This is a genomic window from Oscillibacter sp. KLE 1745 (genome assembly GCF_000469445.2).
In the GTDB taxonomy this organism is placed as follows: Bacteria; Bacillota; Clostridia; order Oscillospirales; family Oscillospiraceae; genus Oscillibacter; species Oscillibacter welbionis.
Genome location: NZ_KI271762.1, coordinates 1 through 25220, shown reverse-complemented (window position 1 = coordinate 25220; position 25220 = coordinate 1). Strand labels below are relative to the sequence as shown.

Annotated in this window: 24 protein-coding genes and 1 riboswitch; of the genes, 22 read left to right on the top strand and 2 right to left on the bottom strand. The window is 56.8% G+C overall.

Going from position 1 to position 25220, the window contains the following annotated elements:
- The first annotated feature begins 105 nt into the window (after positions 1-105).
- From HMPREF1546_RS15140 to HMPREF1546_RS15095, 10 genes are all read left to right on the top strand, one after another.
- Positions 106-1674 (top strand): ABC transporter substrate-binding protein, encoded by a 1569-nt coding sequence (locus HMPREF1546_RS15140; RefSeq protein ID WP_021751281.1) that lies wholly within the window; start codon positions 106-108, stop codon positions 1672-1674.
- Between the two features lie 111 nt (positions 1675-1785).
- A complete protein-coding gene (locus tag HMPREF1546_RS15135) occupies positions 1786-2718 on the top strand; it encodes an ABC transporter permease (RefSeq protein ID WP_021751280.1) in 933 nt (310 codons plus the stop codon).
- A 6-nt stretch (positions 2719-2724) separates the two neighbouring features.
- Entirely contained in the window at positions 2725-3618 is an 894-nt protein-coding gene (locus HMPREF1546_RS15130) for an ABC transporter permease (RefSeq protein ID WP_021751279.1), read from the top strand.
- A gap of 14 nt (positions 3619-3632) precedes the next feature.
- Positions 3633-4646: an ABC transporter ATP-binding protein gene (locus HMPREF1546_RS15125; protein WP_021751278.1), complete on the top strand. Its 1014-nt coding sequence runs from the start codon at positions 3633-3635 to the stop codon at positions 4644-4646.
- Entirely contained in the window at positions 4643-5602 is a 960-nt protein-coding gene (locus HMPREF1546_RS15120; RefSeq protein ID WP_021751277.1) for an ABC transporter ATP-binding protein, read from the top strand. The genes HMPREF1546_RS15125 and HMPREF1546_RS15120 overlap by 4 nt, the downstream gene beginning before the upstream one ends.
- A gap of 48 nt (positions 5603-5650) precedes the next feature.
- Positions 5651-7126, top strand: a complete 1476-nt coding sequence (locus HMPREF1546_RS15115; protein ID WP_021751276.1) for a serine carboxypeptidase — start codon at positions 5651-5653, stop codon at positions 7124-7126.
- 63 nt (positions 7127-7189) lie between these two features.
- Positions 7190-8521, top strand: a complete 1332-nt coding sequence (locus HMPREF1546_RS15110; RefSeq protein ID WP_021751275.1) for a M20/M25/M40 family metallo-hydrolase — start codon at positions 7190-7192, stop codon at positions 8519-8521.
- A 24-nt stretch (positions 8522-8545) separates the two neighbouring features.
- The gene (locus HMPREF1546_RS15105) at positions 8546-8917 is read left to right on the top strand and encodes a hypothetical protein (RefSeq protein ID WP_036631299.1); all 372 of its coding nucleotides are present in this window, start codon (positions 8546-8548) and stop codon (positions 8915-8917) included.
- A gap of 105 nt (positions 8918-9022) precedes the next feature.
- Complete coding sequence (locus HMPREF1546_RS15100) at positions 9023-10540, top strand: UxaA family hydrolase (RefSeq protein WP_198016090.1); 1518 nt, start codon at positions 9023-9025, stop codon at positions 10538-10540.
- Positions 10541-10694: 154 nt separating this feature from the next.
- Positions 10695-11531: a DMT family transporter gene (locus HMPREF1546_RS15095; protein ID WP_256264618.1), complete on the top strand. Its 837-nt coding sequence runs from the start codon at positions 10695-10697 to the stop codon at positions 11529-11531.
- Positions 11532-11818: 287 nt separating this feature from the next.
- Here the strand turns inward: HMPREF1546_RS15095 and HMPREF1546_RS15090 are convergent, their stop codons facing one another.
- Both HMPREF1546_RS15090 and HMPREF1546_RS15085 read right to left on the bottom strand, forming a co-directional pair.
- Positions 11819-13705: a heavy metal translocating P-type ATPase gene (locus HMPREF1546_RS15090; RefSeq protein ID WP_021751270.1), complete on the bottom strand. Its 1887-nt coding sequence runs from the start codon at positions 13703-13705 to the stop codon at positions 11819-11821.
- Between the two features lie 115 nt (positions 13706-13820).
- Positions 13821-14039: a cation transporter gene (locus HMPREF1546_RS15085; protein ID WP_025544472.1), complete on the bottom strand. Its 219-nt coding sequence runs from the start codon at positions 14037-14039 to the stop codon at positions 13821-13823.
- Positions 14040-14260: 221 nt separating this feature from the next.
- Here HMPREF1546_RS15085 and HMPREF1546_RS15080 point away from each other — a divergent pair, with 221 nt between their 5' ends.
- The 12 genes from HMPREF1546_RS15080 to HMPREF1546_RS15025 form a co-directional block, all read left to right on the top strand.
- Positions 14261-14623 (top strand): helix-turn-helix transcriptional regulator, encoded by a 363-nt coding sequence (locus tag HMPREF1546_RS15080; protein WP_025544470.1) that lies wholly within the window; start codon positions 14261-14263, stop codon positions 14621-14623.
- A 19-nt stretch (positions 14624-14642) separates the two neighbouring features.
- Positions 14643-15626, top strand: a complete 984-nt coding sequence (locus tag HMPREF1546_RS15075) for an AraC family transcriptional regulator (RefSeq protein ID WP_021751267.1) — start codon at positions 14643-14645, stop codon at positions 15624-15626.
- 56 nt (positions 15627-15682) lie between these two features.
- A complete protein-coding gene (locus tag HMPREF1546_RS15070; protein WP_021751266.1) occupies positions 15683-16465 on the top strand; it encodes a heparan-alpha-glucosaminide N-acetyltransferase in 783 nt (260 codons plus the stop codon).
- A gap of 161 nt (positions 16466-16626) precedes the next feature.
- On the top strand, positions 16627-17775 hold the full coding sequence (locus tag HMPREF1546_RS15065) for an ROK family protein (RefSeq protein ID WP_036631297.1): 1149 nt from the start codon (positions 16627-16629) through the stop codon (positions 17773-17775).
- Between the two features lie 156 nt (positions 17776-17931).
- Positions 17932-18864 (top strand): carbohydrate kinase, encoded by a 933-nt coding sequence (locus tag HMPREF1546_RS15060; protein WP_021751264.1) that lies wholly within the window; start codon positions 17932-17934, stop codon positions 18862-18864.
- Between the two features lie 63 nt (positions 18865-18927).
- Positions 18928-19034, top strand: a riboswitch (TPP riboswitch).
- 113 nt (positions 19035-19147) lie between these two features.
- A complete protein-coding gene (gene tenA / locus HMPREF1546_RS15055; RefSeq protein WP_021751263.1) occupies positions 19148-19807 on the top strand; it encodes a thiaminase II in 660 nt (219 codons plus the stop codon).
- Between the two features lie 2 nt (positions 19808-19809).
- Positions 19810-20565: an ABC transporter ATP-binding protein gene (locus HMPREF1546_RS15050; RefSeq protein WP_025545093.1), complete on the top strand. Its 756-nt coding sequence runs from the start codon at positions 19810-19812 to the stop codon at positions 20563-20565.
- Positions 20562-21317, top strand: a complete 756-nt coding sequence (locus tag HMPREF1546_RS15045; RefSeq protein ID WP_021751261.1) for an ABC transporter permease — start codon at positions 20562-20564, stop codon at positions 21315-21317. Before HMPREF1546_RS15050 ends, HMPREF1546_RS15045 begins: the two co-directional genes overlap by 4 nt.
- A gap of 64 nt (positions 21318-21381) precedes the next feature.
- Complete coding sequence (locus HMPREF1546_RS15040; RefSeq protein WP_326131160.1) at positions 21382-22395, top strand: ABC transporter substrate-binding protein; 1014 nt, start codon at positions 21382-21384, stop codon at positions 22393-22395.
- 10 nt (positions 22396-22405) lie between these two features.
- On the top strand, positions 22406-23587 hold the full coding sequence (locus HMPREF1546_RS15035; RefSeq protein WP_021751259.1) for a M20/M25/M40 family metallo-hydrolase: 1182 nt from the start codon (positions 22406-22408) through the stop codon (positions 23585-23587).
- A gap of 149 nt (positions 23588-23736) precedes the next feature.
- Positions 23737-24798 (top strand): M23 family metallopeptidase, encoded by a 1062-nt coding sequence (locus HMPREF1546_RS15030; protein WP_021751258.1) that lies wholly within the window; start codon positions 23737-23739, stop codon positions 24796-24798.
- Positions 24782-25220 (top strand): peptidase M50 (locus tag HMPREF1546_RS15025; RefSeq protein ID WP_021752085.1); only part of this gene is annotated, 439 nt, incomplete at its 3' end. The genes HMPREF1546_RS15030 and HMPREF1546_RS15025, both read left to right, overlap by 17 nt.

Sequence of the window (25220 nt, the reverse complement as noted above, 5' to 3'; positions counted from 1 at the left end):
CCGATGAATGAAAAGCGGTCCTTATATAACAGGGGGAATCTTAGTTTAGCAATTCCCGATATGCAGATCGGTAGTTGTAAATAAACTTCTAAAGGAGAGAAACGTATGCGAAAGATGAAAAGATTTTTCGCCATGCTACTGTGCATGTGCACATTGGCAACTGTAACTGCTTGCGGTGGAAACAATGCTACACAGACGAATGAGTCTGGGAAGAAAGACAGCATTACAGTTTCTTTAGGCGGGAACGTAACGACACTGGATCCGGTTTCCTCTAACTTGGCCGTAAACCAGATGCTGGGAAACGTATGTATGTCTACCCTGGTTGATTTCGATGAGAATTGGAATGTTGTTCCCAACTTGGCAGAGAGTTGGACGATTTCGGATGATGCCTTGACTTACACGTTTAAATTACGGGATGACATAAAATTCCACAGCGGAGATACTATGACTGCAGAAGATGTGGTCTTTTCTGTAAATCGTTGCATGGAGTCTAGCTTCACGCAGACCGACTGGCAATATTGCGATGGTGCGGAAGCTTTAAATGATAGTGAAGTCAATATTTATCTGAATACCCCCTACACAGCATTCCTGGCCATTATGGCGAAGACGCTCTTCATCCATAATCAGAGCTATTACGAAGAGTATCTGGCTGCGGGACATACAGATGAAGAGTATCAGATGAATATAGATGGCACCGGACCGTACAAATTTGTCTCTTACGAAGACGGTGTGTCCATTGAATTCGAAGCATTTTCTGATTTCTATAAAGGTGAACCTGCCATTAAGCATTGGTATGGAAAGATTATCACTGATGACAATGCCCGCGCCATGGCTATCGAGGCTGGTGACATTGATCTAATTGAGCCCCATACTACAGTCCCTTCATCCAATATGGAGCTTCTAAAGTCTCTGGACAATATTATAGTGGAGAAGACCGACTTTGAAAAAGTGGGATCCATTGTTATCAACAACGAGATTGAACCCTTCAATAATAAGCTGGTCCGTAAGGCTCTGGCCTATGCCATTGACTATGATTGGCTCATTGAAGTGACTGCAAATGGCGATGCGTCTCCTGCCGAATGCGCTTATCTTGGTCATAAGACGGTGGGCTTCTCTACTGCGGATACCATCACGCACTACACCTATGACCCTGAAAAGGCCAAGGATCTGCTGGCCGAGGCTGGTTATCCCAATGGAGAAGGAATCCCGACGGTTGTGGCCACTATTGCCGAAAATCGTAAGAGCATCATGGAAGTTGTTCAGGCATGTTGGGCGGAACTGGGAATCAATGTTGAGTTCAATATCATGGAATCTGGAGTTGTTCTTAGCGAGGTCCGAGGCGGCAACTTTACAGTAGGCGTCGTGTTCAATAACTGCATGGCAGATGCCAGCATGTATAATACCTACTATACCGAAGAGTCTATCGGTGCTAGTAATATGGCACGTTATATCAATCAGGATCTGATTAATAAGATGACTGTAGCAGCTGCCGAGCTAGAACCTGAAGTGCGGCAAACAGAATTTGATGAGATTTGGAGCATTATTACCGATGAGGTTCCGGTTATTTGGATTTATTCTCAGGCGGCCGATATGATCTATGCTAAGGGCTTGCATGTTGGTGGAACGTATCCCACGCAGTCGGTCGTACGCTACGAGGATATGTATTGGGAATAATTTGACTCGCAAGGTTTTGCAAAACAGCAGCAAAAAGATCTGGAGGGTGGGTAGGGCATCCTGCCTGCCCTCCAAGCTCTAGATTCATGGGGCTAAAGAAAGGAAAACGGCATGTGGAAATATATTATTAAGCGATTACTCCTCATCATTCCAATTCTATTTGGCGTTTCTTTGCTAATTTTCACAATTATGTATTTTACCCCAGGAAACCCTGGAGAGATTATGACCGGTGGAACAGCCACACAAGAAGTTGTGGATGAGATTAACCACGAACTTGGATATGATCAGCCTTTTTTAACGCAGTACCTCAATTATATTAAAGATGTGGTGTTCCATTTTGATTTCGGAACTTCCTGGACTACGAAGTTATCTGTTACCAGTGAAATTATGTCTCGGCTTCCTCGGACTATAACACTGGCAGCGGTATCTATGATATTTACAGCATTGGTTGGTATTTCCGTAGGTATTTTGTCAGCTGTTAAACAGTATTCCATTGTTGATTATATTTGCTCTGTACTCTCCATGTTGTTTTCTGCAGTCCCGAGTTTCTGGATTGGAATGTCTCTTCTGGTCTGGATTGCCATGCAGAACACATGGTTCCCAATCAATGGAGTTGAAACTTGGAGAGGTTATATTTTACCTTGTCTGGCATTGACTTTGTGCAACTCTGCGCCATTGATGCGCTTAACGAGATCTACTATGTTGGAAACGATCCGATCAGATTATATCCGGACTGCACGAGCTAAAGGCGCGAAGGAGCGGCGTGTTATTTGGTGCCATGCGCTAAAAAATGCACTGTTACCAGTCATCACTGTTATCGGAAACAATTTTAAATCTTTGCTGGGAGGCTCTGTGGTCACAGAGAGCGTTTTCGTGATCCCTGGCTTAGGTGCGTATCTGGTATCTGCAATTCGCAATAAAGATGTGCCGGTGGTGATGGGCTCTACGCTTTTCATGGCAACTATGTTCTGCATTGTAATCTTGGCGATTGATATCCTCTATGCTTACATTGATCCTCGGGTGAAAGCAAAGTATACCAAATAAGGTGGGATGACCGTGAAAAAGCTTATATGTTCTGAACAGACAAAAAAACGGAGAGGCAACAGCCAGATCTGGGAGGTTTGGCGACGCTTCAAGAAAAACAAGATCGCTATGGCAGGCCTTATCATATTTTTGATTTTATGTATGGTCGCCATCTTTGCAGATGCTATTACACCATATTCTGCAGCGATTACGCAGATAAAGGGTGCATCGCTGCAAAAACCCAGTATGGAACACCTTTTTGGTACGGACAACCTGGGAAGAGATATGTTTGCCCGTGTGATACATGGTTCGCGGTATTCAATCTCGCTGGCAATTATCATCAGTTTAGTATCCCTGCTTATCAGCAGTATTCTGGGGGGTATTTCTGGATATTACGGAGGGACATTGGACAATATCATTATGCGTTTGCTGGATGTCCTCATGTGTATCCCATCACTGATGCTGGCGCTATGTATTGTCGCCGCATTGGGTGCAAATCTTGTAAACCTTTTGATTGCAATGACCATCGGACAGATCCCGGGAACAGTTCGGCTGGTGCGTTCGGCAATAATGAGTGTATCTGGAGCGGATTATATTGAGGCTGCCAGATGCCATGGCGCCAGTGACCTGCGGATTATTGTGAAGTATATCATTCCAAATGCATTGGGCCCCATTATCGTGGATACCACAGTGAATGCATCCCGTTTGATCATTACATGTGCATCCATGAGCTTCTTAGGATTGGGTATTCAGCCCCCGGCACCAGAGTGGGGCAATCTTTTGGCGGGTGCCCGCGAGTATATGCGGATTGCTCCGTGGCTGTTGTATATCCCCGGCATTGCTTTGGTGATTACTGCGCTGTCTATCAATCTGATAGGTGATGGCCTCCGGGATGCATTGGACCCGAAGATCAGGGATTGACGGGAGGCAAAGAGATGGATAATCAAAATTATTTATTGAAAATCAACGATCTGGAAGTCATATACAAGACGGATCTGGAGACAGTGAGAGCGGTAAACGGAGTAAGTTTAGACCTTGCAGAAGGAGAGACGCTGGGCTTGGTAGGAGAGACTGGCGCCGGAAAGACCACATTGGCACTGTCGATTCTACAGCTTTTGCCTGATCGCACGGGACATATCACCAATGGGGATATCCTTTTTAAAGGGAGAAATCTTCTGGCCTTGAGCCACAATGAAATGTGCGATATTCGCGGTGAAAAAATTTCTATGATCTTCCAGGACCCGATGACGGCCTTAAACCCCACGCAGACAGTGGGGGATCAGATTTATGAGGCTTTGATGCTCCATAACCATCAAGAAATGTCCTCTGCAGATTTGCATAAGCGGGTAGATGAGTGCCTGGAAATGGTGGGCATTCCTGCTGCCCGGAAAAAGGACTATCCCCACCAGTTTTCAGGTGGCATGAAACAGAGAGTGGTAATTGCCATTGCGCTTTGCTGTGAACCGGAACTTCTGATTGCTGATGAACCCACTACTGCTCTGGATGTAACGATTCAGGCCCAAGTGCTTGTTATGATGAAAAACCTGAGAGATCGGTTGAAAACCTCTATGATCCTCATTACGCATGACTTGGGGGTGGTCGCGCAGGTATGCGATAAAGTGGCGGTAATGTATGCAGGAGAGATTATAGAGTCTGGAACGTTGCAGGACATCTATGAAGGAGAAAAACACCATCCGTATACCGTAGGCCTTTTTGGTTCTATTCCACAACTGGACTCTGAAACCGACCGGCTCTCTCCTATTGAAGGCCTTATGCCAGACCCCACAGCCTTGCCAAAGGGGTGCAGCTTTGCCCCGCGCTGCCCGCATGCCTGTGAGGCCTGCCAGCAAGAAAAGCCCGGTGTATATGAAGAGGGGACGCATCGCATCAAATGCATTCTATTTTCAGGAGAGAAAGATGAAACCGGGAAGGGGGGCGCAATGCGGTGAGCACATTAGTTGAGACAAGGCATTTGAAAAAGTACTTTAAGGTCTCCAAAGGGATGCTTCATGCGGTAGATGATGTAGACCTGACGATAGAAGAAGGAGAAACCCTTGGAGTTGTAGGAGAATCCGGCTGTGGAAAGTCAACACTGGGGCGGGCTATCCTGCGTCTTCATGAACCGACCTCCGGCGAAGTGCTCTATAAGGGCGAGGATATTTTGAGGTTAAAAAAAGGAGAAAAACGTCAACTGTACACACAGATGCAGATGATTTTCCAGGACCCCTATTCCAGCCTGAATCCACGAATGTCTGTTCAGGAACTGATTGCTGAACCTATGCTTATCAATGAAATGTATGCTCATGATAAACAGGGGCTATACCAGAGGGTAGAAGAACTGATGGACATTGTAGGGCTTGCTAAGCGGTTATCCCACTCCTATCCCCACGAACTGGATGGCGGACGCAGACAGCGAATTGGCGTTGCCCGAGCACTTTCAGTAAATCCGAAGTTTATTGTATGTGATGAGCCGGTATCCGCGCTAGACGTCTCCATTCAAGCTCAGATTTTGAATCTTTTGATGGACCTTCAGGATAATTTCGGCTTGACGTATATGTTCATTACTCATGATTTAAGCGTGGTCAAACATATCTCCAATGAAATCATGGTGATGTACATGGGGAAATGCGTTGAACGAGCGCCAAAAGCTGAACTTTTTGAACATCCAAAACATCCTTATACCAAAGCATTGCTCTCTGCGATTCCGGAGCCGAATTTGAAAAAGAAATCGGAGATTCAGGTACTCAAAGGTGAAGTGACGAGTCCCGTTGATCCAAAGCCGGGCTGCCGTTTTGCTCATCGTTGTCCCCACGCAGCACCGCAGTGCTTCGAACAGGAGCAGCCCCTTGTACCAGTTGGAGAGAAACATTTTGTGGCGTGTAGCAGAGTGGCAGAAGGCGTATAGATAAACATTTTATAGCACGAAGAAACTTCAGAAAGGCGGGGAAATGCAATGTTCGATGCCATGTATAAAACCGCGTCATTTGAGAATTTCAAGCCAGAACGCTTTCTGTCTCAGGGAAGTATTGAAATAAACGGTAAAGAAGTCCCTTACCAAACCGTTTGTGAAGACAATGTCTTCTACAACAACGCGGGAAAACCTATTGCAAGCATTTTTTCCTATTCCTATATTAGGACTGATGTCAAAGATCGAAAGAATCGACCTGTTATTTTTGGATTTAATGGCGGTCCTGGCGCTTCTTCTATGATGGTCCATGTAGGGTTTCTTGGAACAAAGCGGCTGAAATATATGGATGATTGCAACCAGCCCTCTACACTGCCGCCATATGAAGTCATAGATAACTTTAACTGCTTACTGGATGTGGCGGACATTGTAGTGGTGGACCCGGTAGCCACTGGGTATGGACTGTTGCTGGATGCCGAGAGCGCGGATCAGTTCTTAGCTATTGAGCCGGACGCTGAAGCTTTGCTCACCTTTATTTCCTGCTGGCTGACAAAATACAGCCGATGGATGAGCCCTAAATATTTACTGGGAGAAAGCTATGGCTGCATCCGTTCGGCGGTAGCTGCGGGAATTGCGTCAGGCGGCGGGAAAAAGAGATCTTATTCCATGGCATTTGATGGGCTGATCTTGATTGGAAACTCCATAACTACGGGAAGATATTTCAATCAGGATATTCCCACCGAACTTTCCGTCTTGGCGTTTCCTACGGCGGCAGCTCTCAACTGGTATCACCGCCATCCTACGCAGCAATCGCTAGAAACTTTTGTGGGGGAGGCCCGTGCGTTCGCTGAGAGGGATTATCTGCTTGCCCTCTTCAGGGGAAATGATCTTTCTCCGGAAGAGTATGCAGATATTCTCCGCAGGACAGCATTTTATACCGGCATTTCTGAAGCATATTTGGACGAGCATCTGCTGCGTTTCCGGGAAGAAGATATGGTAACGCAGATCTTGAGGGAAAAAGGAGAACATCTCTCAAGATATGATGGTCGAATAACACTTCCACGGTTTACTAGCCAAATGGGAACCAATTTCTCCACAGTAAAAGATGATCCTGCTACTGCCAAATATGGTCCATATTTCCACGCGGCCCTTTGTGGAGAGCTATTCCCTGCACTCAATATCCATCTTGAGGGGGATTTTGTTCCAAGTGCGGCCCTACATGGCGACCGTTTTGTCCGGGAGACATATGATCGCCTATCTGGTCAGCAGCTCTCTTCCGCCATGCGGCGATGCCCTGGTATGCGAGTCTTTTTTGCCAGCGGATGGTATGATGTCTGTACGCAGATCGGCATGGCATATTATCTGATAAATCATGCCTACCTTCCTAAAGACCGAACTTTTATCAAGGGATATCCCTCCGGCCATATGCTCTACATCGGCGAAGAAAACATCAAGGCGCTCAATGATGATATTCGCACATTTCTGAGGGGAGAAGACCCCAGCAAAGCGGTATCTAAAAGTTGAAAGCGGAATGGATCCAAATAGCAATTGTCCACTAGCTTTAATAATATTTAAGGAGGAATTTATATGGTAAACGAAGATGCAAAGAAAGTATGGGCGTATATTGACGAACATGAGCAGGAATACATCGATCTGCTGAAGAAATATTGCGCACAGCCCAGTGTCTCGGCACAGAATTGGGGAATGCGTGAAATGGCGGAGATGATTCGCCAAACCATCACTGAATTGGGTGGCAATGGCACACTGATTGAAACAGGAGGGAACCCTTTTGTCTATGGTATGATTGACAATGGCGCCGAGCGTACCTTGACACTGTACAACCACTACGATGTGGTTCCTCCTGAACCTTATGAACAGTGGAATACACCGCCTTTTGAGCCTACCATTATTGACGGACGGCTGTATGCACGTGGTTCCAGTGACAACAAGGGAAGCCTGCTTTCACGCTATATTGCTGTGGATGCTTATCAGAAGGTGCTAGGAAAGCTCCCGATCAACATTAAATTTGTGGCGGAAGGCGAAGAGGAGATTGGATCGCCTCATTTGATGGACTTCATTCGGGATAATCCGGAAAAGATCCAATCTGATGGTATCATCTGGGAAGGTGGAAGCAAGGTGGTCAATGGCCCTCTTGTAGTGCACATGGGCGTTAAGGGCGTTACCACGTTTGAGATTGTCTGTAAGGAACCCAAGAATCACAGCAATCCTGTATGGAGACTTATTTGGGCGCTGAATTCCATGAAGAATGCAGATGACTATATTACCGTAGACCATTTTGATGACAGCATTGCTCCCTTGACTGAGTATGAGCGCAATTTTGTCCTGAATAATGACTATGATGAAGAGGCCATGAAGAAGATGAATGGCATCGATCATTTTGTCCGTGATCTTACCGGTAATGCTCTGAAAGAAAAGCTGTACACAGAGCCGTCTATGAATATTCAGGGATTGTACTTCCGGGAAATCGATCCGGTTACTGGCATGCCCAAGAGTGCTGCGGTGAAAATGGATATTCGCACAGTTCCCAATCAGGAACCGGAAGAACTGATGCGGCAACTGCGAAATCACCTGGATGCCCATGGCTTTGAAGATTTGGAGATCATCGAAGGCCATTCTACGTTGCCTTATCGAGGCAAACCCGACTCTCTGTTGGCCAAGGCAGTTATTAAGGATGTGGCTGAGGTCTATGGAATGCCTGCAGATGTGCATCTCATGATTCCAGGCTCCTGTGGGATGGCGCGGGTCGTCAAAGCCACAGGAATCCCCATTGTACATTACGGCTGTATGGATGATGCCAGCCGCGCTCATGCTCCGAATGAGTCTGTGGATCTCGACCACTATATCAAGGGTGCCAAACTCAGTGTGCTGGTGTTCCAAAACTTTGCAACGATGGATTGATTGAGAGAAGAGGAGGAAACAGACATGGAAAACACTCAAAATGCCATCCAGGTGGAGCTGAGCCTTCAAATTTTAAGCAGCGATGTGCACTCTATGAGCGCAGCAATCGTTCCCAGTGCCGCATGGCGCCTGGTTTGGGCGCTTGGAACCATGAAAAACGAGAATGAGACGGTTCTTGTGGATGGGCTGTGCCAAAATGGAGCCAAAGCTCTGAACGTGGTGGACCTAGATATTGGATATAGCGGAGAGGGAAGTAAAACGATTGTCCCGGCGTCCGGTAAATGCCGTATAGAGGTAGTGCCTATGGACAACCTCAGTGCACAGGAAGCTGTTGAGAAGATCCGGAAGCATCTGGACAGCTACGGCTTTGCGGACATTCAGGTAAAGCTTTGCTGAAAAGTTTTTTCAGAGGCGTTCAGTAGAGCTTGCAGTCAATAATGTTTACAGCCGGATGAATCCGATGGTAATGCAAAAAGAATTCTCAGGAGTGGAAGAATGGGAATGTACAAAAAAAGCATGCTGATTGAGGAGAGCGACAACGTCGCAGTTGCCGTAGAGCCTATCCAGGCGGGTGAGTGCACACTAGTGGCTGGTGAGGAGATCACGGCCAACGAATATATCAAAGAGGGGCACAAAATCGCCCGCACTGATATCGAAAAAGGAGCCGAGATCATCAAGTATGGTGTACATATCGGCGTGGCCACCCAGTTCATCAAAAAGGGAGACTGGGTACATGAGCACAATGTTTACGATGACTTTGAGGAAATCAACCGGGAACAGCGTGCTTACTATCGCTCCATGGCACCGGATGCCATGGATTACACGATCCACCATAAATACAAAAAGGAAGAGTTGGGCCTGCCGGAGACGATCATGGGCTATAAGCGGGCAGACGGTTCCTTTGGGATCCGGAACCAGGTGGTGGTGATCTCTCTGGTTCAGTGCTCCAACAATGCGGCGCAGCGGATCTCTGCTGCCTGCAATGTCCCCGCCACGTTTGTCGATGCGGCTTGCGGTGAGTTTCCGGATCGCTTTGAGCGGACCCGCAGAGGATTCATCACAACCGGCACGCACCCGAACACCTTTGGCGTGGTACTGCTGTCCCTGGGGTGCCAGCAGACAGATCCTGAAGATGTGGCGGAGGAGATCCGTAAGACTGGCCGGCCGGTGGTGAATATCAGCATCCAGGCGGACGGCGGTGTCACCAAGGCCATCCAGGACGGGATTGCAGCTGTGGAGGATCTGAAGCGGCAGGCAGAGGCCCAGAAGCGCGAACCCTGCCCCCTCAGCGGACTGATTATCGGCGGCTATAACGGCGGATCTGACTGGACCAGCGGCCTGTCCGCCAATCCGGTGGTGGGTGAGGCAATCGATATGCACCTGTCCGCCGGCGGAAGAGCGGTGGAGGTTTGTGGCCGCGGCGGCTATCCCACCACAGCGGCTTCTTATGAGATCGGCATGCGCCTGATGGATATCGGAGATTTCTTCAATGAGGACTGCACCCGCAGAGGCGGTAAGGGCCTCTCCCAGGTCAATCCCACTCCCGGCAATAAGGCGGGCGGACTGACCACTATGACCGAGAAGAACCTGGGCAGCTTCAAAACCCAGGGACATCGCCGGATCCTGGGGATCCTGGACTGCGGTGATCCGGTCCCCGGCGCGGGAGCCTGGGGCATCAACCAGGCACAGGGCGCCAATGATGCCTATGCGTCCACCACGCTGGCCATGAGCGGATGCCATATCTGCCTCTTCACCACTGGGCGGGGCAACCCCATCGGCAACGCATGTATGACGACCATCAAGATCACAGGCAACCCCCAGACTGCGACGGCGCTGGAGGACATGATCGACTACTCCGCAGCTCCCATGCTGTATGGGGAACTGAGCCTGCAAGAAAGCGGCCGCGAGCTTTACGAGCTGCTTCTGCGTGTGGCCAACGGCGAGGAGACAAAGGCGGAAAAGCTGGGAGATTATAGCTGGACAACGCCCCACGGAACCAGTTACAACGGCGACTATTGATTTCTGCTGCGCAGGCCCCGGGTGGGATCGGAACAGACGACCGGAAGTGTATTCCGGTCGTCTGCGCTGATTTCCCGTGCAGACGGCCACGCTGTATGTTGCCATATAAAAGGAGAGACTGATTACGAAAAACAAAAAAACCAAAGCTATATATTTGATGCTGGTCTCATCGCTGTCCTTTTCCATCATGCAGGTATTTGTCAAATTGAGCTCTGAAGAGGTGGGGACATTTGAGCAGACCTTCTTCCGCAATCTTGTCAGCCTGATTATTGCAGCTGTTATGGTCCGACGGGAAAACCTGCAGGTTTTTCAGGAGATCAAACGAGGAGGCTGGGCGCTTTGGGGAAGGTCGTTCTTCGGCTTTCTGGGGATCGTGCTCTTCTTCTATGCGGCCGGTCACGCCCGCCAAGCGGATGTAGCTATGCTGAACCGGGCATCTCCGGTATTTGTCACACTGCTCGCCGGTATTTTCCTGAAGGAGAAGATCACTCCCGTCAAGATCGCCTCAACGATCCTGTGTCTTGTGGGCGCATATATCGCCATGCAGCCGTCCTTCGACTCCAACCCGTTCCCGCTTCTGGCGGCTTTGCTGGCAGCGGTGGTATCCGGCATGGCTTACACCATGTTGTCCTACTGTAAAAATTTCACGCACCCATCTGCGATTATCTTCCACTTTTCCGCACTGAGTACGGTCTGCGCAGGACTGATGATGCTGCCGAATCTGGTGATTCCGTCTCCAAAGGTATTCGTGATGCTTTTGCTGATCGGCGTCTTTGCGGCAGGGGGACAGTTCTTCCTGACATACGCTTATCAGCAGGCCCCGGCCTCTGAGGTCAGCATCTATCAGTATTCCGGTGTTGTGTTCACTGCCGTGTTCAGCTATGCCTTTTTGGGAGAGACCCTGAGCAAAAGCTCCATAATTGGTGGGATTGTGATTCTGGGCGCTATATTCTGGGTGTTTGAAAACACCAGGAAAGAAAAGAACACATGATTTGAAAATCTTGTGATCACATAAGCTGCAGTTCCCTACGGAATTCCAGGCTATTCACCAATAAGCAGGGAACGTCATGGCCGTGTTCAATTTTACTGAAATGACATTTACTCTTTGCATTTTGACCTGGTCTGTACATACAGAACCCGGCGCCGGGAATTCCCGGCGCCGGGTTTTTGTGCGGATTTGGTCCCTTCACGCTTGACCGGAGGGCTGCCTTTGCCTGGGGCTCTGCCGCCGGACTCCGGGACATGCCCGTGCAGCCTTGGACGGGGCGCTTTCCGCGTTCACAGCTTTTTGACGAACAGCGCACGGATGGCGTTGAGCACTGCCAGGATCATCACACCCACATCGGCGAAGATGGCCAGCCACATATTGGCGAACCCCAGGGCCACAAGCACCAGACACGCCAGCTTGATGCCGATGGCAAAGACGATGTTTTCATAGACGATCCGCAGGCACTTGCGGGAGATCCGGATGGCCTTTGCGATTTTGGCGGGATCGTCATCCATCAGGACCACGTCGGCGGCCTCGATGGCGGCATCGGAGCCCATGGCGCCCATGGCAATACCGATATCCGCCCGGCTGAGGACCGGGGCGTCGTTGATGCCGTCCCCCACGAAGGCCAGCTTTCCCCGCTCAGAGTTGTCCAGCAGCAGTTCTTCCACCTTTTCCACCTTTCCGGCGGGGAGCAACTCGGCGTAAACCTGATCGATGCCCAGGGACTGGGCCACCTGGTCTGCCACCGGCTTGGCGTCGCCGGTGAGCATGACGGTCCTATGAACACCGGCGGACCGCAGCGCCTGGACAGCCTCCCGGGCGTGGGGCTTCACCACGTCGGAGATGACGATATGTCCGGCATACTTCCCGCCGACGGCCATGTGGATGATGGTGCCTACGCTGTGACAGGGGATGTACGGCACGCCCAGCCGGTCCATCAGCTTGTCGTTGCCGGCGGCTACCTCCACGCCGTCCACTTTGGCGATGACGCCGCTGCCGCTGATCTCCTGAACATCCGTCACCCGGCTGCGGTCGATCTCCCGGCCATAGGCCCGCTGCAGGCTTTTGCTGATGGGGTGGCTGGAAGCGCTCTCCGCCAGAGCGGCGTACTCCACCAGCTTCTCGTTCTCCATCTCATGATGGTGGATGCCGTTGACCTCAAACACGCCCTGGGTCAGGGTGCCGGTCTTGTCAAAGACCACCGTTTTGGTTTGGGACAGAGTCTCCAGATAGTTAGAGCCCTTTACCAGTACGCCGGCGTTGCTGGCCCCGCCGATGCCGGCAAAGAAGCTGAGAGGGATGCTGATGACCAGAGCGCAGGGACAGCTGGCCACCAGGAAGGTGAGGGCCCGGTAGACCCAGACGCTCCAGCCGGCGGGCAGGCCCAGAAGGAGCGTCCGGGCCAGAGGGACCAGGATGGCCAGGGCCAGGGCGGCGAAACACACGGCGGGGGTATACACCCGGGCGAACCGGGAGATGAAGTCCTCCGACCGAGACTTGCGGGAGGAGGCGTTCTCCACCAGGTCCAGGATCTTGGACACCGTGGACTCGCCGAATTCCCGGGTGGTACGGATTTTCAGCAGCCCGGTCATGTTGACGCAGCCGCTGATGATCTCGTCCCCCTCCCGGACCTCCCGGGGCAGGGACTCGCCGGTGAGGGCGGCGGTATTCAGGGTGGAGGCGCCCTCCACCACAGTGCCGTCGATAGGAACCTTCTCGCCGGGCTGGACCACAATAACGGTGCCGATGGACACCTCGTCCGGGTCTACCTGCTCCAGCTTCCCGTCCTGCTCCACGTTGGCGTAGTCCGGGCGGATGTCCATCAGCTCACTGATGTTCCGGCGGCTCCGGCCTACTGCATAGCTCTGGAACCACTCGCCGATCTGATAGAACAGCATGACGGCGATGGCCTCGGTGTAATCCCCGCTCCGCTCGTACAGGGCCAGGGCAATGGCGCCCACAGTGGCCACGGCCATCAGGAAGTTCTCGTCGAACACCTGGCGGTTTTGGATGCCCTTCAGGGCCTTTCGCAGGATGTCGTAACCTGCGATCAGATAGGGGATCAGGTACAGCCCAAACCGCATCCAGCCTGTGACGGGGAGAACATGCAGGACAGCCAGCAGGGCCGCCGCTGTCAGAATGCGGATCAGCATGATTTTCTGCTTTTTATTCATGAGGTTCACTTCCGATCTGAGCCGCTCCGTGCGGCTGATAATTCAATAAACGTTTAATTGTTTTGGGAAAGAAAACACCCCGCCTCCGGAGGGGGTGCTTTCCTGAAAAACGCGCTTACAGGTAGATTTCGCAGTCGTCCTCCACCTTTTTGCAATTTCTGCGGACCTGCTCCATCACGGCCTTGGGGTCCTGCCCCTCCGCGAATTCCACGATCATCTTCAGCGCCATGAAGTTCACGGTGGCGCTCTGGACGCCTTCGGTCTTCCGGGCGGCCTCCTCCATCTTGTTGGCGCAATTGGCGCAGTCCACATCGATCTTATAGGTTTTTTTCATATAAAAGTCTCCCTTCAGCAATTGAGCAAAACGATTAAGCAATTATTTAATCTATGGTCTTATCATACACGGGGCGGCCCCCCAAGTCAACGGGGGAGGGAGAGAATCTTCCGATTGGGCAAAAACTCCTTCCGATTGGGCCAATGCGGGGCGGCATATTTTCGCTCTTCCAGAATGGCGCGGGGTGTGGTAGAATACAAAACCAGAAGGAGGGACGACCGATGGAAGAAAAGAAGCTGCCCCACGACCATGGACAGTCCATGGAGCGGGAGCTAGAACAGATGCCCAGCGTGGACGATTTCCAGACAGTGGCTGACATCTTCAAACAGCTGGGGGACGGCAGCCGCATCCGGATTTTTTGGCTGCTGTGCCACTGTGAAGAGTGCGTCATCAACCTCTCCTCCATGGTGGAGATGAGCTCCCCGGCGGTGTCCCACCACCTGAAGCAGCTGAAGGCCGGCGGCCTGATCGTCAGCCGGCGGGACGGGAAAGAGGTCTACTATAAGGCTGCCGAGACGGAGCGGGCCCAGCTGCTGCACCACATGATTGAGGCGATGGTGGAGATTGCCTGCCCCTCGGCGTGAGGTGGGAAGGAGCGGCGGAATGAAGCAAGCGGATTGCCTGCGGATGGCTCTGGCGGAGCTGCCGCAGGGGACTATGGAGATCGTGGGGCGCTCTGCGGCCGAACCTGGGGTTTTGTTCACCGGGACATTTCAGGGAGAGACGGATGGACGGGGACGGATGGAGGTCTACCCGGTCTTTCCGGGAGTGGAGGCGTCCTTCAACACGGTCCTGGGCACCTATGCCGCCTTCCGGCACGAGGCGGCCCGGTCCACGCTGGAGATCAACCACTGCCGGCTGGGCCGGGTGGGCTGGGACCTGCGGGACGGCATGTCGGTCTATCTGGGGGAGGGCGATCTGTCCCTCCACAGTGCGGACTGCTGCGCGGATTCTGTGATGCACTTCCCGGCGGAGATGTACGCGGGGCTGATGATCTGCGTGGATTTGACCCATCTGGCGGAGTCGCCGCCCCCCATCTTGGCGGAGGCGGACTTCCAGGCCGAGAGGCTGGCGGAAAAATTCTGCGGAGGCGGGACCTTCGCCCTTCCGGCGGGACCGGAGCTGGAGGAGATCTTCCGGCCCCTGTACCGGCAGCCGGAGATGCGGCGGCTGCCCTATCTCCGGCTGAAGCTCCAGGAGCTGCTGCTGTATTTGGAGGGGCTGGAGTCCGGCGGGCGGGAGCTGACCCGGTACGGCTCCCAGCAGACGGCGCGTATCCAGGAGATCCACGCATTGCTGACCGAGCACCTGGACCGGCGGTACACCATTGAGGAGCTCTCCCACAGGTATCTGCTGAACACCTCCACCTTGAAGGAGGTGTTCAAGGCGGTGTACGGCCTGCCCATCGCCACCTATATGAAAGAGTACCGGGTGCGCAGGGCCATGGAGCTGCTGCGGGAGAGCGGCGGGAGCATCGCCGCCATCGCGGCCGCCGTGGGCTACGAGAGCCAGGGGAAATTCACCCGGGCATTCAAGGATGTGACGGGACAGCTCCCCACGGAGTACCGGCGGGAGCACCGGGGCTGACCCCGGAGTGAGATAGACGACCGGTTCCGCCGGTCGCCGGAGAGGAGGAGCGGAAGATGGCAGCAGACAGCGGGACTCGGACACTGGTCCGGCCCAGAAGGCGGATCGCCTCCCTGGATGCCCTGCGGGGCCTGACGCTGGTGAGCATGATCGCCTATCACGCCTGCTGGGACTTGGTGTATCTGTTCCACGCGGACTGGGATTGGTACCGGGGCACCGGCGCGTACATCTGGCAGCAGAGCATCTGCTGGACCTTTATCCTCCTCTCCGGATTTTGCTTCAGCCTGGGGCGGCGGCCCCTCCGGAGGGGACTGACGGTGTTCGGCTGCGGCTGGGTGGTGACGCTGGTGACGGTGCTCTTCATGCCGGAGGAGCAGATCTGGTTCGGCGTGCTGACGCTGATCGGCTCCTGCATGTTGCTGATGGTCCCACTGGAAAAACTGCTGCGGCACGTACCTGTGGGGGTGGGCCTCGCCGCCAGCGCGGCCTTGTTCACCCTGCTGCGGAACGTGAACCAGGGGACGCTGGGATTTGAGGACTGGACGCTGGGAACGGTACCGGAGGGACTTTACCGTAATCTGCTGACGGCGTACATAGGATTTCCGCCGCCGGACTTTTTCTCCACGGATTATTTCTCCCTGCTGCCCTGGCTGTTCCTGTTCCTGGCGGGGCATTTTCTCCGCCGCCTGCTGGCCGGGCCGATGGAGCGGCTGGATCCGGACGCGCTCCGGTGTCCGCCCCTGTGTGCCTTGGGCAGGCAGTCCCTGCCGGTATATATGCTCCACCAGCCGATAGTCTATGGGGTGCTGCTGGGCGGGGCTGCCCTGCTGGGACGGTGATATGGGACAGAATTTAGATGATGTCCTATACCGCTCCTCCGGGTGGGGGAGCGGTTTTTCTTGACGGGCCTCTGGGAGCGTCATATAGTAAACAAATGAAGAATGCCGGAGGCCAACTCCGGCACGGGAGGTTTGACAGGCATCGCGGGAAAGGACAGGTCATGCTGGAGAAAGCGGGAAAAAACAGCGGAGACAACCGGCGGGACAACCGCGGATTGGTCCTGCGCATGGTTGCCACCGGCGCATGCCGGACCCGGCGGGATCTGGTGGTGAGAACGGGCTTGAGCAAAATGACCATCTCCAATATCGTGGGTGAGATGATCGACGGGGATGTCCTGCGAGAGAGCGAGGTGGTGTGCAGCGAGGAGCCGGGGCGGAACCCCGTGCGCCTCCGGCTCTCACCCGAAGCGCCGAAGGCAGCGGGCGTGGCGTTCCTCCCGGGCCGTTGTGAGAGTGTTCTGTGCGGGCTGGACCTCCGGGTATTCCGGCGGGCTGGCACGGACCTGCCGAAGGACGCTCCGGAGGCGGTGCGGCGGGAGACCGCTCTCAGGCTGTTGGACAAGATGCTGTCCGGGACGGCTGGTGTACGGGCCATCGGCTTGGCGGCGGACCTGCCCTGGCGGCCCGGCGGGGAGCAGATGTGTCCCTCGGAATCCGTGCGTCCGGCAGTCCGGGAGCGGTACGGCCTCCCGGTATTCCTGGAGGACACCTGCCAGAGCGCTCTGCTGGTGGAGAGCCTGTTCGGCAGGGCCCGGAACTGCCGGGACGTGCTGTTTGTCAGCCTGGGGGACCGGGTGGGCAGCGCGGTCCTCAGCGGCGGGCAACTGTGCAGGGGCCGGGGAGGACGGCCCCTGGGGCTGGGCCATGTCACCATCTGCGCCGGTGGCCGTCCCTGCCGGTGCGGCGGCCGTGGCTGCCTGGAGCTGTACGTTCGTTCGCCGGAGGTGCTGAAAAAACTGTATCATCGAACGGGACTGGAGGCTTCCTACGCCGATTTCTGCCGGATAACCGGCAGCGGGGAAGTAGACCGGGTGTTCCGGGAGACCGTGGACTTTCTGGCTGCAGGGATCGCCAGCGCCCTGAATCTGCTGAACAGCGAACTGGTGTTGCTGGGCGGCGACGGACTCTGCTGGACCGACCGGCACGTAGCGGATCTGGAATCCGCCATTGCCCGCCTGCGCCCAGCGGATGGGGGCGGCAGAGTCCTGGTGAGAAAGCCGCGCTTCCTGGGGGAGGGAGCGCTTCTGGGGGCGGCCTGCGGCGGGATCGCCCGGATCTTCTCGGGGGAGCTACCTCTTCAAAACGGGTGATTTCCCGGGGCGGCTTGCCGCAATATCGGAAATCCCACAAAAAGTACATTTTTCTCCTATAAAAACATCAGCTAAACGATTGACATTGAACGCTGGAAATGGTTTAATAATCGATGCGAATGATTGCAAAACCACCTCAGACAAGGAGGACCACTGGTGGACCTTTACAGCGTTGGCGAGATGCTAGTTGACTTTTTGCCGGGCAGTGAGCCCGGAAGCTATATTCGAAACGCCGGGGGCGCCCCTGCAAATGTGGCCATCGCCGCCGCCCGGAACGGGTTGGAGGCGGCCATGTGCTGCTCTGTGGGGGATGACGACTTCGGGCGGTACCTGCTGGGCACCCTCCGGGAAAACAGGGTGCGCTGTATCCGGCGGGAGCCCTGCCGGGAGGCGGTCACCACCATGGCGTTTGTCTCTCTGACGGAGGAAGGGGAGCGGAGCTTCACCTTTGTCCGCAAGCCTGGGGCGGATATGTTCCTTCGGGAGGAGGACGTACGGGAGGCGGACATCCGGGACACGGTGATCGTCCACGCCGGGTCGTGTTCTCTCTCCGCCTCCCCGGCGGCAGAGGCCACGGCCAAGGCCCTGCACCTGGGTCGGGAGATGGGCAGGCTGGTGAGCTTTGATGTGAATTACCGGGACATGATGTGGAACGGCAGTCAGGAGGCCTGCGCCGCAAAGGTGCGGGAGATCCTGCCGGACGTGGATCTGCTGAAGATCTCGGAGGAGGAGGCCGATATGCTGGGGGGCGAGGCGGAGCTGCCCGCCCTTATGGAGCGGTACGGATTGACGCTGGTGGTGCTGACCCTGGGCGGTCAGGGTGCCAGAGGATATTTCCGGGGGCGGCGCCTCGCTGTCCCGGGTCGGCGGGCCTACTGCGCGGATGCAACCGGCGCCGGAGACGCCTTCTGGGGCGGAATGCTGTCTCAGATGCGATTCCGGGGTGTCACCCAGGCGGAGCAGCTGACGGAGCCGCTGGTGCAGGAGGCGCTGGAGTACGGCAACGTCAGCGGATGGCTCTGTGTTCAGGGCAGAGGGGCGATCCCCTCCCTGCCCACCCGGCAGGAGATCGAGCGGCATCTGGTGTAAATGCGGGATTTTTACCGAAAACCGGGAAAAATTTATTGACAAAAAGAAGACGGGCTTTTACAATAAAACGTGCAAGGGAGCTTCCGCGAGGAGGCTGAGATGAGGGGCCGGTCCCTCGACCTGACCTGATGTGGGTAATGCCAACGTAGGGACGCAGCACAAGCTATTCGTGCGGAGTCTCTTCCGCACGGAAGAGATAGGATTGGAGCGAAGGCGGGGTGTCCCAAAGGGGACCCCGCCTTTTTGCATGGGGCGGACCGGCCATTGGATAGGAGGAATACGAATGAGAACGACACAGCGGCTGTACGAGGCCGCCCATCCCATCTGGGAGCAGTGCCATGACCATCCCTTTGTCCGGGGGATTGGAGACGGCAGCCTGGACCTGGAGAAGTTCCGGTGGTTCCTGCTGCAGGACTATCTGTACCTGTTCGACTACGCCCGGGTGTTCGCCTACGGTGTAGTGAAGGCCCGGGACCCCGGCCTGATGCGGACCTTCTCCGCCAATGTGGACGCGATTCTGGGCGGGGAGATGAAGGTCCACCGGGCCTACATGGCTCGGTTGGGCATCACGGAGGAGCAGGTGTTTTCTGTCCAGCCGGCCCTCTCCAATTTGTCCTATACCCACTACATGCTCTCCTGTGCCGCCGCGGGCGGGCCGGCGGAGATCATCGCCGCCATCCTCTCCTGCTCCTGGAGCTATGCGGAGATCGGCACGCGCTTGGCGGCCATCCCCGGCGCGGCGGACCACCCCTTCTACGGCGAGTGGATCCGCAGCTACGCGGGGGAGGACTACCAGAAAACCAACGACGCACTGGTGGAGCTGATGGACACCCTGGCGGAGAGCTGCACGGAGGCGGAATACCAGCGGCTGGAGGAGATCTTCGTCAACTGCAGCCGGTATGAGCTGGGCTTCTGGGAGATGGCCTGGACGCTGGAGCGATGACCATGCTGGAATTTCAGAACGTCTCCTATCAGTACCCCAGCGAGGACTTCGATATCATCGACCACCTGAGCTTTGCCGTGGAACCCGGCTCCTTCCACTGCATCATCGGCATCAGCGGCTGCGGAAAGAGCACCATCTTCCGCATGACCAACGGACTGCTAAAGCCCAAGGCGGGGACCATTCTGGTGGAGGGGAAGTCCATTGTGGGACGCAAGCACTACTGCGGCTATATGCCCCAGAAGGACCTGCTGTTCCCCTGGCGAACCGTGGGAGAAAATGTGGCGCTGCCCTTGGAGATCCAGGGGGAGCTGACCCGTGCGGAGCGCCGGGACCGGGCGGAGGCGGCGCTGGCCGACGTGGGACTTGCCGGCTGCGGCAGCAAGATGCCAGACGAGCTCTCTGGCGGGATGCGGCAGCGGGCGGCCTTTGCCCGCACCATGCTGACGGGCTGCGACCTGCTGCTGCTGGACGAGCCCTTCTCCGCCCTGGACTTCCTCACCCGGATCTCCATGCAGGAGTGGCTGCTGGACCAGTGGCAGCGGCACAAGAGGACCATCCTCTTCATCACCCACGACGTGGAGGAGGCGCTGTTCCTCTCCTCCAGCGTGCTGGTGGTGGAGCGCACCCCCATCCGGGAGCTGGCGGAGATTCCGGTCCCCGCGTCCTTCCCGCGGGACCGCTCCTGCCTCAAACTGCCGGAGATGGTGGAGCTGAAGGAGCATCTCATCGACCTTCTGCGAAAGCAGGTGACCCCATGAAAAAGACCTGTAAAGCAAATCTACCTGCCATGATTTTTCTCTTCGCCCTGTTGATTCTCTGGCAGGCGGGGGCCATGGGATTAGACGCGGCCTATATCCTGCCGTCTCCCACCCAGATCCTGGCGAAGCTGTGGGAGCTGCGGGATGTCCTCTTCACCGTTCATCTGCCCGCCACCATGCTGGTGACGGCCATCGGCCTGGGGATCTCTCTGGTGCTGGGCCTGGCCCTGGCGGTGGTGATGGACGAGAGCGACCTGGTCCGCAAGATGATCTATCCCATCGTGGTGGTGTCCCAGACCATTCCCACCACCGCCATCGCACCGCTCTTTGTGCTGTGGTTCGGCTACGGCATCTGGAGCAAGGTGCTGGTGACAGTGCTCATCACCTTTTTCCCCATCACCATCACAGTGTACGACGGGCTCCGCTCCGCCAAGACGGAGATGGCGGAGCTGCTGGAGACTTACGGTGCCACGAAGAAGGACATCTTTTTGAAGATCAAGGTGCCCTGCGCCCTGCCATACTTCTTCTCCGCCGTCAAGATGGCGGTGCCCATGAGCATCATCGGCGCGGCCATCGGCGAGTGGTTGGGGGCCAAGAGCGGCCTGGGCTACTTCTCCCGCCGCATGATGACCCAGTTGGACGGCGCCGGGGTGTTCGCCCCTATTGTGCTGCTGTCCGCGGCGGCCATCCTGGCGGTGGCCGTTGTGAACCTGCTGGAAAAGCGGTTCGTCCGCTGGAGGGGAGAGTCCTGAAACCTGCGGGGCGGGCCCCGCAGGAATCACCTGGATCCAGTTTATAAAGAAAGGAAGATTGATGATGAAACAGAAACTTGCGCTGTTGCTGACGGCGCTTCTGCTGCTCACCGGCTGCTCCTCCGGCGGAAGCGGGGACACGGCGGACGGGCAGGACGATGGAGAGCTGGAGACCATCGACGTGGTGCTGGACTGGTATCCCAACGCCGTCCATGCTTTCCTCTACGAGGCGGAGGAGAAGGGCTACTTTGCGGAGGAGGGCCTGCAGGTGAATATCCTGTTCCCCTCTAACGCCAGCGATCCCCTGACCATGACGGCGGCGGGCCGGGCGGATATCGGCTTCTACTATCAGGAGGACACCATCATCGCCAGGGCCAATGAGGACGTGCCGGTGAAGGTGCTGGGAGCTGTGGTCCAGCAGCCCATCAGCATCGTCTGTGCCCTGGCGGAGAAAAACATCAAGACCCCGGAGGACCTGATCGGCAAGACCATCGGCTACTCCGGCACCCGCTTCGGCGAGGTGGCGGTGGGCCAGATGTTGGAGACTGTGGGCGCCACGCTGGATGACGTGGAGTTGATCGACGTGGGCTTTGACCTGATGAGCGCCATGACCACCGGAAATGTGGACGCCACCTTCGGCTGCTTCATCAACCACGAGGTTCCTGCACTGGAGGAGGAGGGCTTCGCCGTGGACTACATGGAGGTCATGGACTACGGCGTACCCAACTACTACGCGCTGATGCTGGTGACCGGCGAGGACCAGCTGGAGGCCAACCGGGACAAGTACACTCGGTTCCTGCGGGCCTGTCAGAAGGGCTTTGCCGATATGCAGGCGGACCCGGAGGAGGCATTGGGGCTCCTGTTGGCCAACCAGGACGAGGAGAACTTCCCCTTGACGGAGTCCGTGGAACGGCGAAGCTTTGATGTGCTGCTGCCCATCATGGAGACGGCCGACGCGCCCTTCCTGTCCCAGGACGTGTCCGTGTGGCAGGAGAACATCGACTGGCTCCAGAAGGTGGGCATGATCGACGCCGCCTTCGATCCGGCGGAGGTCATGGTGGACCTGCTGGCGGAGTGAGGCACGGCCGATGGAGGATGCCAAGAGACAGACACTGGCCCGGATCGTCCGGGCCGGGGCGGAGGAGATGCTGCCCCGCCAGCTGGCGCTGCTGGAACAGATCTGCGCCATCGACAGCGGCACCGGCAATGAGGCGGGCAACGCCGCCGTGACCGGGCTGCTGGAGCCGGTGCTCTCCGAGCTGGGGGCCCGGACAGAGCGGGTGACGGAGCCTGGTCTGGGGACCCATCTGGTGGCCCGGGTGCGGCCGGAACAGCCCCGGGGAAAGGTGCTGCTGGCCGCCCACCTGGACACGGTGTTCGGCCCCGGCTTTGCGGAAAAGCACCACTTTCATATTGAAGGGGAGTGGGCCCACGGCCTGGGGGCCGGGGACTGCAAGAGCGGCGTCCTTATCTCCCTGTTCGGGGCGCTGATTTTGAAAAAGGCGGGCCTGCTGCCCCCCTGGGAGCTGACGTACCTTTTCACCTGTGACGAGGAGACCGGCTCCCGGTCCGGCCGCAAGGTCTACGCCCGGGAGGCGCAGGACGCGACTCTGGCCCTGGTGTTCGAGGGCGGCCGGGAGCGGGACGGACGTCCCCGGTTTGTCACATCCCGCCGGGGGGTGATTCTGGGAACCGTCGACGTGGCGGGGCGGGAGGCCCATGCGGGCAAGGCGTATCTGGAGGGCCGCAGCGCCGTGCTGGAGCTGGCTCACCAGATCATCCGGCTATACAGCTTCAACGACTATGAGAAGGGCATCTACTACAATGTGGCGCCCATCTCCGGCGGACGGCCCAACGGCGTGGTGGCCGGAGAGGCCCGGGGGGAGTTCTGCGTGGCCGGGATTCCGGAAAACGCGGACTTCCCGGTGATCCAGGCCAGGCTGGACAGCATGGCGGACCAGGTGACGGTGGAGGGCTGCCAGGTGCAGGTCACCTACCGGACGCTGTTCCCCGCCATGGAGCGGAACGCCGCCAATCACAGCGCCTATCTCCGGGCGGCAGAGGCGGCGGAGCTGCTGGGTTGGGAGCCGGAGGAGATCGCGGACCCCGCCGCCACCGACGGGGCCTATCTCTCCACTTACGGCGTCCCCACGGTGGACGCCCTCTCCGCCATCGCAGAACAGATCCACACCACGGAAGAGCGGGTGCGCATCCCCTCCATCCGGGACAGGACGGCCCTGTGTGCGGCGATGCTGGGCCTGCTGGGATAACGCCCCGCAAAGCGGGCAAGTGCAAGAGACTGGGAAGGGAGCCCCTTCCCGGTCTCTTTTTCGGCGGGGGCAGACGATTCCCAAAGACGCATATCCCGCCCGGTCGGCGCATAGAGTTTGGAATAGATTCCGACAGGGGAGGGAGCGTCATGGCGGCACGGCACGTTGGGCGGCGGATCGGCACCGTCTCGTCCCAGCATCGGGCGGCGGAAAGGCGGCGGCGGAGTACCCCGGCTGCGCCGCACAGGGTCCAGCGGGGAAAACGGGAAACTCTGACTCCGGGAGAGCGGCGGCATCTGATCCAGCTAGTGGCCTGCGGCAGCATCTTTGTGCTGCTGGTGGCGGTGAAGCTCCTGCTGCCGGGACGCATGGCCCAGGTGAATGCCAAGCTCACCGGAATGCTGGAACAGAACATCGATGTGCAGGCCGTGTTCTCCGCTGTGGGGCGGGCCGTGAGCGGCGAAGCGGATGTGGACGTAGCCCTTCAGGATATGTATCAGGCGGTGTTCGACCCTCAGGAGGATTCCGCCGTGGAGGTGTCAGCCCCGGCAGGGGGAGAGGCGGTGTCTCTCCAGCTTCCTGCGGCCATCGCGCCCCTGCGGGCCTTCCGGACCGGGACCGGCAGCAGCGACGGCTGGCTGGATCTGCCCGCAGCAGCATCCCAGACGGCAGAGACCGCGCAGACAGCAGAGGCCGATCAGACAGCGGAGACTGCGGAAACCGCATCCCAGGGCGCGGCGGAGGCGTCTACCCTGGCCTACGTCCTCTACTCCGACCAGAACCTGCCGGACAACGTGTGCCTGGAACAGGCCCTGCTGGGCTTTGATTACTGCACCCCGGTGATGGGCACCCTCACCTCTGATTTCGGCTACCGGGAGCACCCGGTGGAGGGAGAGGAGCGGTTCCACTATGGTATTGACATCGGCGCCGCCGCCGGGACGGAGATCGGCTGCTTTGCCGACGGTACCGTCACCGCCGTGGGGGAGAGCAGCAGCTACGGCAAGTACATCACCGTTGCCCACGAGGGGGGCTACTCCACCCTGTATGCCCATTGCAGCCGGATTATCGCCTCCTCAGGCGCCTCTGTGAAGGAGGGGGACGTGATCGCAGAGGTGGGGGAGACCGGCGTGGCCACCGGGCCTCATCTGCACTTCGAGCTCCACGAGGGCAGCCAGTACCTAAATCCCATCTACTATGTCTCGCTGGCGTGACCGGATTCGGATTTCCGGCGGCTTCTGGCTGCTGGCGGCCTGGTTCACACTGGTGAACGGCTGGCAGCTGCTGGCGGTGATCCTCTCCGCCGCGGCGCTCCACGAGCTGGGACACCTGCTGGTGCTGCGGCTGCTGGGGGCCCGGGTGCGGGAGCTGCAGGTCAGCGTCTTTGGGGCGGAGCTGATGACTTCCGCCGCCCGCCTGTCCTATCCGGGGGAGATCGCGGCGGTGCTGGCGGGGCCAGCAGTGAATCTGCTGTGCGCGCTGGTTCTGGGGGGCGCCCACGCCTGGGTGGCGGCGGGAGCCCATCTGTCACTGTGCCTCTTCAACCTGCTGCCGGTGCGGCCCCTGGACGGCGGCCGGGCGCTGTATCTCGCGGCCGCATGGCTGGCGGGTCCCTCCGCCGCGGAGCGCATCGCCT

Excerpts from the sequence above, each read along its gene's own strand:
- HMPREF1546_RS15140 (WP_021751281.1), top strand. The coding sequence starts at position 106 with ATGCGAAAGATGAAAAGATTTTTCGCCATGCTACTGTGCATGTGCACA.
- HMPREF1546_RS15135 (WP_021751280.1), top strand. The coding sequence starts at position 1,786 with ATGTGGAAATATATTATTAAGCGATTACTCCTCATCATTCCAATTCTA.
- HMPREF1546_RS15130 (WP_021751279.1), top strand. The coding sequence starts at position 2,725 with ATGACCGTGAAAAAGCTTATATGTTCTGAACAGACAAAAAAACGGAGA.
- HMPREF1546_RS15125 (WP_021751278.1), top strand. The coding sequence starts at position 3,633 with ATGGATAATCAAAATTATTTATTGAAAATCAACGATCTGGAAGTCATA.
- HMPREF1546_RS15115 (WP_021751276.1), top strand. The coding sequence starts at position 5,651 with ATGTTCGATGCCATGTATAAAACCGCGTCATTTGAGAATTTCAAGCCA.
- HMPREF1546_RS15110 (WP_021751275.1), top strand. The coding sequence starts at position 7,190 with ATGGTAAACGAAGATGCAAAGAAAGTATGGGCGTATATTGACGAACAT.
- HMPREF1546_RS15105 (WP_036631299.1), top strand. The coding sequence starts at position 8,546 with ATGGAAAACACTCAAAATGCCATCCAGGTGGAGCTGAGCCTTCAAATT.
- HMPREF1546_RS15100 (WP_198016090.1), top strand. The coding sequence starts at position 9,023 with ATGTACAAAAAAAGCATGCTGATTGAGGAGAGCGACAACGTCGCAGTT.
- HMPREF1546_RS15090 (WP_021751270.1), bottom strand. The coding sequence starts at position 13,705 with ATGAATAAAAAGCAGAAAATCATGCTGATCCGCATTCTGACAGCGGCG.
- HMPREF1546_RS15085 (WP_025544472.1), bottom strand. The coding sequence starts at position 14,039 with ATGAAAAAAACCTATAAGATCGATGTGGACTGCGCCAATTGCGCCAAC.
- HMPREF1546_RS15080 (WP_025544470.1), top strand. The coding sequence starts at position 14,261 with ATGGAAGAAAAGAAGCTGCCCCACGACCATGGACAGTCCATGGAGCGG.
- HMPREF1546_RS15075 (WP_021751267.1), top strand. The coding sequence starts at position 14,643 with ATGAAGCAAGCGGATTGCCTGCGGATGGCTCTGGCGGAGCTGCCGCAG.
- HMPREF1546_RS15070 (WP_021751266.1), top strand. The coding sequence starts at position 15,683 with ATGGCAGCAGACAGCGGGACTCGGACACTGGTCCGGCCCAGAAGGCGG.
- HMPREF1546_RS15065 (WP_036631297.1), top strand. The coding sequence starts at position 16,627 with ATGCTGGAGAAAGCGGGAAAAAACAGCGGAGACAACCGGCGGGACAAC.
- tenA (WP_021751263.1), top strand. The coding sequence starts at position 19,148 with ATGAGAACGACACAGCGGCTGTACGAGGCCGCCCATCCCATCTGGGAG.
- HMPREF1546_RS15050 (WP_025545093.1), top strand. The coding sequence starts at position 19,810 with ATGCTGGAATTTCAGAACGTCTCCTATCAGTACCCCAGCGAGGACTTC.
- HMPREF1546_RS15045 (WP_021751261.1), top strand. The coding sequence starts at position 20,562 with ATGAAAAAGACCTGTAAAGCAAATCTACCTGCCATGATTTTTCTCTTC.
- HMPREF1546_RS15040 (WP_326131160.1), top strand. The coding sequence starts at position 21,382 with ATGAAACAGAAACTTGCGCTGTTGCTGACGGCGCTTCTGCTGCTCACC.
- HMPREF1546_RS15035 (WP_021751259.1), top strand. The coding sequence starts at position 22,406 with ATGGAGGATGCCAAGAGACAGACACTGGCCCGGATCGTCCGGGCCGGG.
- HMPREF1546_RS15030 (WP_021751258.1), top strand. The coding sequence starts at position 23,737 with ATGGCGGCACGGCACGTTGGGCGGCGGATCGGCACCGTCTCGTCCCAG.